This window comes from Amycolatopsis sp. NPDC102389 (assembly GCF_044765885.1).
Taxonomy (GTDB): Bacteria; Actinomycetota; Actinomycetes; order Mycobacteriales; family Pseudonocardiaceae; genus Amycolatopsis.
Genome location: NZ_JBIWKX010000079.1, coordinates 27,419 through 32,030 on the forward strand (window position 1 = coordinate 27,419; position 4,612 = coordinate 32,030).

General features: G+C 69.6%; 3 protein-coding genes. 1 reads left to right on the forward strand and 2 read right to left on the reverse strand.

All coding sequences use genetic code 11. From position 1 onward, the window contains the following. Positions 1-234: 234 nt before the first annotated feature. Both ACIRGA_RS37160 and ACIRGA_RS37165 read right to left on the reverse strand, forming a co-directional pair. On the reverse strand, positions 235-1,689 hold the full coding sequence (locus ACIRGA_RS37160; protein ID WP_400950806.1) for an SDR family oxidoreductase: 1,455 nt from the start codon (positions 1,687-1,689) through the stop codon (positions 235-237). Between the two features lie 12 nt (positions 1,690-1,701). Next, positions 1,702-2,175, reverse strand: a complete 474-nt coding sequence (locus ACIRGA_RS37165; RefSeq protein WP_400950808.1) for a MarR family winged helix-turn-helix transcriptional regulator — start codon at positions 2,173-2,175, stop codon at positions 1,702-1,704. A 103-nt stretch (positions 2,176-2,278) separates the two neighbouring features. On the opposite strand from ACIRGA_RS37165, the gene ACIRGA_RS37170 reads away from it, so the two are divergent. Further along, positions 2,279-4,309 (forward strand): MMPL family transporter, encoded by a 2,031-nt coding sequence (locus tag ACIRGA_RS37170; RefSeq protein WP_400950810.1) that lies wholly within the window; start codon positions 2,279-2,281, stop codon positions 4,307-4,309. Positions 4,310-4,612: the final 303 nt, after the last annotated feature.

Sequence of the window (4,612 nt, forward strand, 5' to 3'; positions counted from 1 at the left end):
TGTTGGGGTGGTTGGGGTGGGGGGTGGTGTGGGGGGGGGGCCGAGGGTTTTGGTTCCCCAAACCACTTTGGGGCCCCCACCCCGCCCTTTACTTGGCCCCCCCCGACACACCATCTTTGCCTTACCCCTCAAGAGAACCGTCCTTGGATAGGTACTGCGGGTGCACGGGTGGCGGTTCCGTCGTGTCGTCCGCTCCAGCACCGCGCCACCGGCTCGCACGCGGGACTGGGGGCCTTACCCGCCTGCTTTCTGCGCCGCACCGGTGATGTTGCGGACCATGCCGCCGAAGACGACACCGTGGAACGGCGCGATCCCCTTCCAGTACGCGTGCCCGGCCAGCCCGTGCGGCTCGAACACCGCGCGCTGCCGGTAGACCGTCCGACCGTCCTCATCGGACTCGACGCCGAGTTCGAGCCACGCGCGTCCCGGCAACTTCATCTCCGCCCGCAACCGCAGGAGCCGCGGCCGGTCGAGATATTCGACGCGCCACCAGTCCAGCGCCTCGCCGAGATGCAGCCGTCGCGGATCCCGACGGCCGCGCCGCAAGCCGACGCCGCCGACGAGCCGGTCGGCCCAGCCGCGGACCGACCAGGCCAGCGGGAACGAGTACCACCCGTGTTCCCCGCCGATGGACTCGATGACGTCCCACAGTGCCTCCGGCGAAGCGTCCGTCCGCTGCTCGCGCTTGTCCTCATAGACCGTCCCGCCCGCCCACTCCGGATCGGTCGGCAGCGGATCCGACGGCGCGGTCGACGCGTCCGACCAGCGGGTCGGCACGTCGGCGTTGCGGATCCGGGACAGCGCCAGCTCGACGGCGCGTTCGTAGTGGGTCAGCCCCGCCTCCGGGTCGGGGATGTGCTCGGCGATCGCGTGGTCGTGACAGACGACTTCGTGCACCAGCGATTCGATCAGCGGTACGGCGATCGATTTCGGCACGGGCGTGACCAGGTTGACCCATTGCGCGGACAACCACGGAGTCAGCACCGGCACGGGTACGACGGCGCGCCTCGGCAAGCCCGCGACGACGGCGTAGCGGCGCATCATGTCCAAATAGGTCAGCACGTCGGGCCCGCCGATGTCGAAGGCACCGTTCACTTCGGACGGCAGTTCCGCGGCGTGCACCAGGTAGTGCAGCACGTCCCGGATGGCGATCGGCTGGATGCGGTTGCGCACCCAGCGCGGGGTGACCATCGCCGGAAGCCGCTCCGTCAGGTAGCGCAGCATCTCGAAACTCGCCGAGCCGGAGCCGATGATCACCGCTGCCTGCAGCACGATCGCGGGCACCCCGGAGTCGAGCAGGACCCGGCCCACTTCGGCGCGCGACGCCAGGTGCGGCGACAACTCCTCGTCGTCCGGGACGATGCCGCCCAGATACACCAGCCGCCGCGCGCCCGCCGTCTTCGCCGCCTCGGCGACCGTTTTCGCCCCCTCGCGGTCGACGTCGACGAAGTCCTTGCGCGCCAACGAATGCACGAGATAGTAGACGACCTCGCAGCCGGTCAGCGCCGTCTCGATCGAGGCCGGATCAGTGACGTCGCCGCGTTCGACCTCGACACGGTCGCGCCACGGCTCCTCGGCGACCTTCTCCGGCGATCGGGCCACCACGCGGACCTCGTGACCCGCTTCGAGCAGTTGCGGCACCAACCGCCCGCCGACATATCCCGTCGCCCCGAGCACCACACATCGCATGCCCCCGAGTGTTCACGGTGCCAGGCGGCCCCGCACCTCGACGGTCGCGGCGATGGTGCTCCGGAGGAACCGGGCGACCGTCCGCCGTTCGTCGTCCCCCATCTCCCGCCACGCTTCGGCGTAGCGCCGGCCGAGAGGCAGGAAGAACTCTGCGCCGATCTCCCGCGCCTGCTCGTGCATCCGCAGCTCGACCTTGCGCCGGTCGGTCGCGCTCCGGTCCCGGTAGAGATGCCCGGCCCGCTCCAGGCGGTCCAGCACCGACGTCGTCGCCGACGCGCTCAGGTGCAACGCGCTCGCGAGCATGCTCGGGCTCATCGGCGTCCCCATCTTGGCCGCGTCCATGATCACCGCTAGCGCGTTGAGGTCGGTCCGGTGCAGGCCGTGCGTCTCACCGAACATCTCCGCGAACCGGTCCGATTCGACGGTCAACTGCCGCAGCAGGAGAACGAGCAGGTCGTCGGTGACCTGTTCGGCGTCCTCAGCCATGTCGGGAAGCTCCCCTCACGTTGCCCCGTCCGGATGACCACTCTACTATTTCGATGGTCGAACTATTCACTCGTCGAAGTAGTGTCACGGGAGCCATCCGTCCATGATCTCGGAAGTCGAACGCCCCGCCCGCACGCGGTCACGTCTGCGGTGGCTGCTCCCAGCCCTCGTGGCGGTCGCCTGGCTGATCTTCGGCGGCTTCAGCGGCCCGTACGCGGGCAAGCTCAGCCAGGTCACGGAGAACGACAGCAGCAGTTTCCTGCCGGCGTCGGCCGAAGCGACCGAAGTGGGCGAGCTCCAGAAGCAGTTCTCGAGCTCAGCCGTCATCCCGGCGATCGTCGTCGCCGAGCGGCCATCGGGCCTCACCGAGGAGGACAAGCGGTTCCTCGCCGACCGGACGGCGAACGCGCGGCTCGTCCCGGCGCCGGAGAGCAACGCGGGCGCACAAGTGGTCGTGCTCCTGGACGCCACGAGCGACCCCGGCGACGGCGTCGAGGCACTGCGAGAGTCGCTCTCCCGTGACACCCCGGACGGGTTGAAAGTGCTCGTGACCGGGCCCGCCGCCCAGGTCGCCGATCTCAAGAAGGCGTTCGGCGGGATCGACGGGCTGCTGCTCCTGGTCGCGGGCGCGGTGGTCGCGGTCATCCTGGTCATCGTCTACCGGAGCCCGTTGCTTCCCCTGCTCGTCCTGCTGTCGGCGGTGTTCGCGCTGGGAACGGCGAGCCTCGCGGTGTACCTGCTCGCGGATCACGACGTGCTGGCGCTGAACGGGCAGAGCCAGGGAATCCTGTTCATCCTCGTCTTCGGCGCCGCCACCGACTACGCGCTCCTGATGATCTCGCGGTATCGCGAAGAACTCCGGACCACCGACGACGCCCGCGCCGCGCTCCGCACGGCCTGGCGCTCGACCATCGAGCCGATCGCGGCCTCCGCCGGGACCGTGATCCTCGGCGTGTTGTGCCTGCTGTTCAGCGATCTGAACTCCAACAAGGGACTCGGCCCGGTCGCCGCCATCGGCATCGGCGCGGCCTTCCTCACGACCATCACGTTCCTGCCCGCCGTCCTGGCCTTGTGCGGACGCAACGCCTTCTGGCCCTTCCGCCCGGCAGTGGCCCCGCCTCGCGAGGAGACCGGCGGGCTTTGGGCACGCGTGTCGGGCCGGGTCGCCCGCGCACCGCGCACGATCTGGATCATCACGACCGTCGTGCTGCTCGCGGGCGGCGCGTTCCTCCCCCAGCTCAAGGCCTCCGGCACCGCGCAGTCCGACGTCTTCCTCACGCCGGTCGATTCCGTCGCGGGGCAGGAAGTCCTCTCGCGCTACTTCCCCGGCGGCTCCGGCTCGCCCACGGTGATCATCACCCCCGCCGGTCAGGCTCCGGCCGTCACCGCGTCGGCCCGCGTTCCCGGCGTTTCCGACGTCCGCCAAAGCGGCGAAGCGGGCGGGCTCGCGAAGATCGACGCCGTACTCGCCGATCCGCCGGACTCGGACGCCGCCGTCGCGACGGTGCAACGGATCCGCGACGCCGTGCACACCGTCGAGGGCACCAAGGTCGGCGGGCCCACGGCCACCCTGCTCGACACGAGGGAGACCTCCGAGCACGACCGGATGGTGATCATCCCGATCGTCCTGGTCGTGATCTTCCTCGTGCTCGCGCTGTTGCTGCGGTCGCTACTGGCGCCGTTGTTGCTGATCGGCACGGTGGTGCTGTCCTTCGCCGCGACGATGGGCGTCTCGGCGCTGGTGTTCAACCACGTCTTCGACTTCCCCGGCGCCGATCCGGTCGTCCCGCTGTTCGGCTTCGTCTTCCTTGTCGCGCTGGGGATCGACTACAACATCTTCCTGATGACCAGGGTCCGCGAAGAGGCGGGCAGGATCGGCACGCGGGACGGGACGCTGCGCGGCCTGCGCGTCACCGGCGGCGTGATCACGTCCGCGGGCGTCGTGCTCGCCGCGACCTTCGCCGCTCTCGCCGTCCTGCCCATCCTTTTCCTGGCACAGCTGGCTTTCATCGTCGCGTTCGGCGTCCTGCTCGATACGCTTCTGGTGCGTTCGCTGCTGGTACCGGCCCTGGCGGTGGACGTCGGACGGAAGATCTGGTGGCCGTCGAGGCTGGCGAAGACCGGCCAGGAATGAACGACTCCAACTTATTGAGGGGCAAGTCAAATATGGCGTGCCGCGCACCCTTTGCGGCCTGGGTCCGCGCTGACCGACGAGGGCCGATCGCGCGGTAAATGTCCACAAAGGACACGCTTCGGGCTGCCAGCGTCCGCTTTGGGTAGTCTGCACGGTTCCGCAAGGGAGTCGTGAGCGGCAAAGAGGGTTCTATTTGAGGGGTAAGTCAAACGTGGCATGGTCGGTGCGGGTGGGGGGGGGGGGGGGGGGGGGGGGGGGGGGGGGGGGGCGGCCGGACCCCGCCGCCCCCCCCCCCCCCCCCCG

Bases quoted from the DNA above. Each gene is read 5' to 3' on its own strand.
- ACIRGA_RS37160 (WP_400950806.1), bottom strand. From the start codon at position 1,689: ATGCGATGTGTGGTGCTCGGGGCGACGGGATATGTCGGCGGGCGGTTG.
- ACIRGA_RS37165 (WP_400950808.1), bottom strand. From the start codon at position 2,175: ATGGCTGAGGACGCCGAACAGGTCACCGACGACCTGCTCGTTCTCCTG.
- ACIRGA_RS37170 (WP_400950810.1), top strand. From the start codon at position 2,279: ATGATCTCGGAAGTCGAACGCCCCGCCCGCACGCGGTCACGTCTGCGG.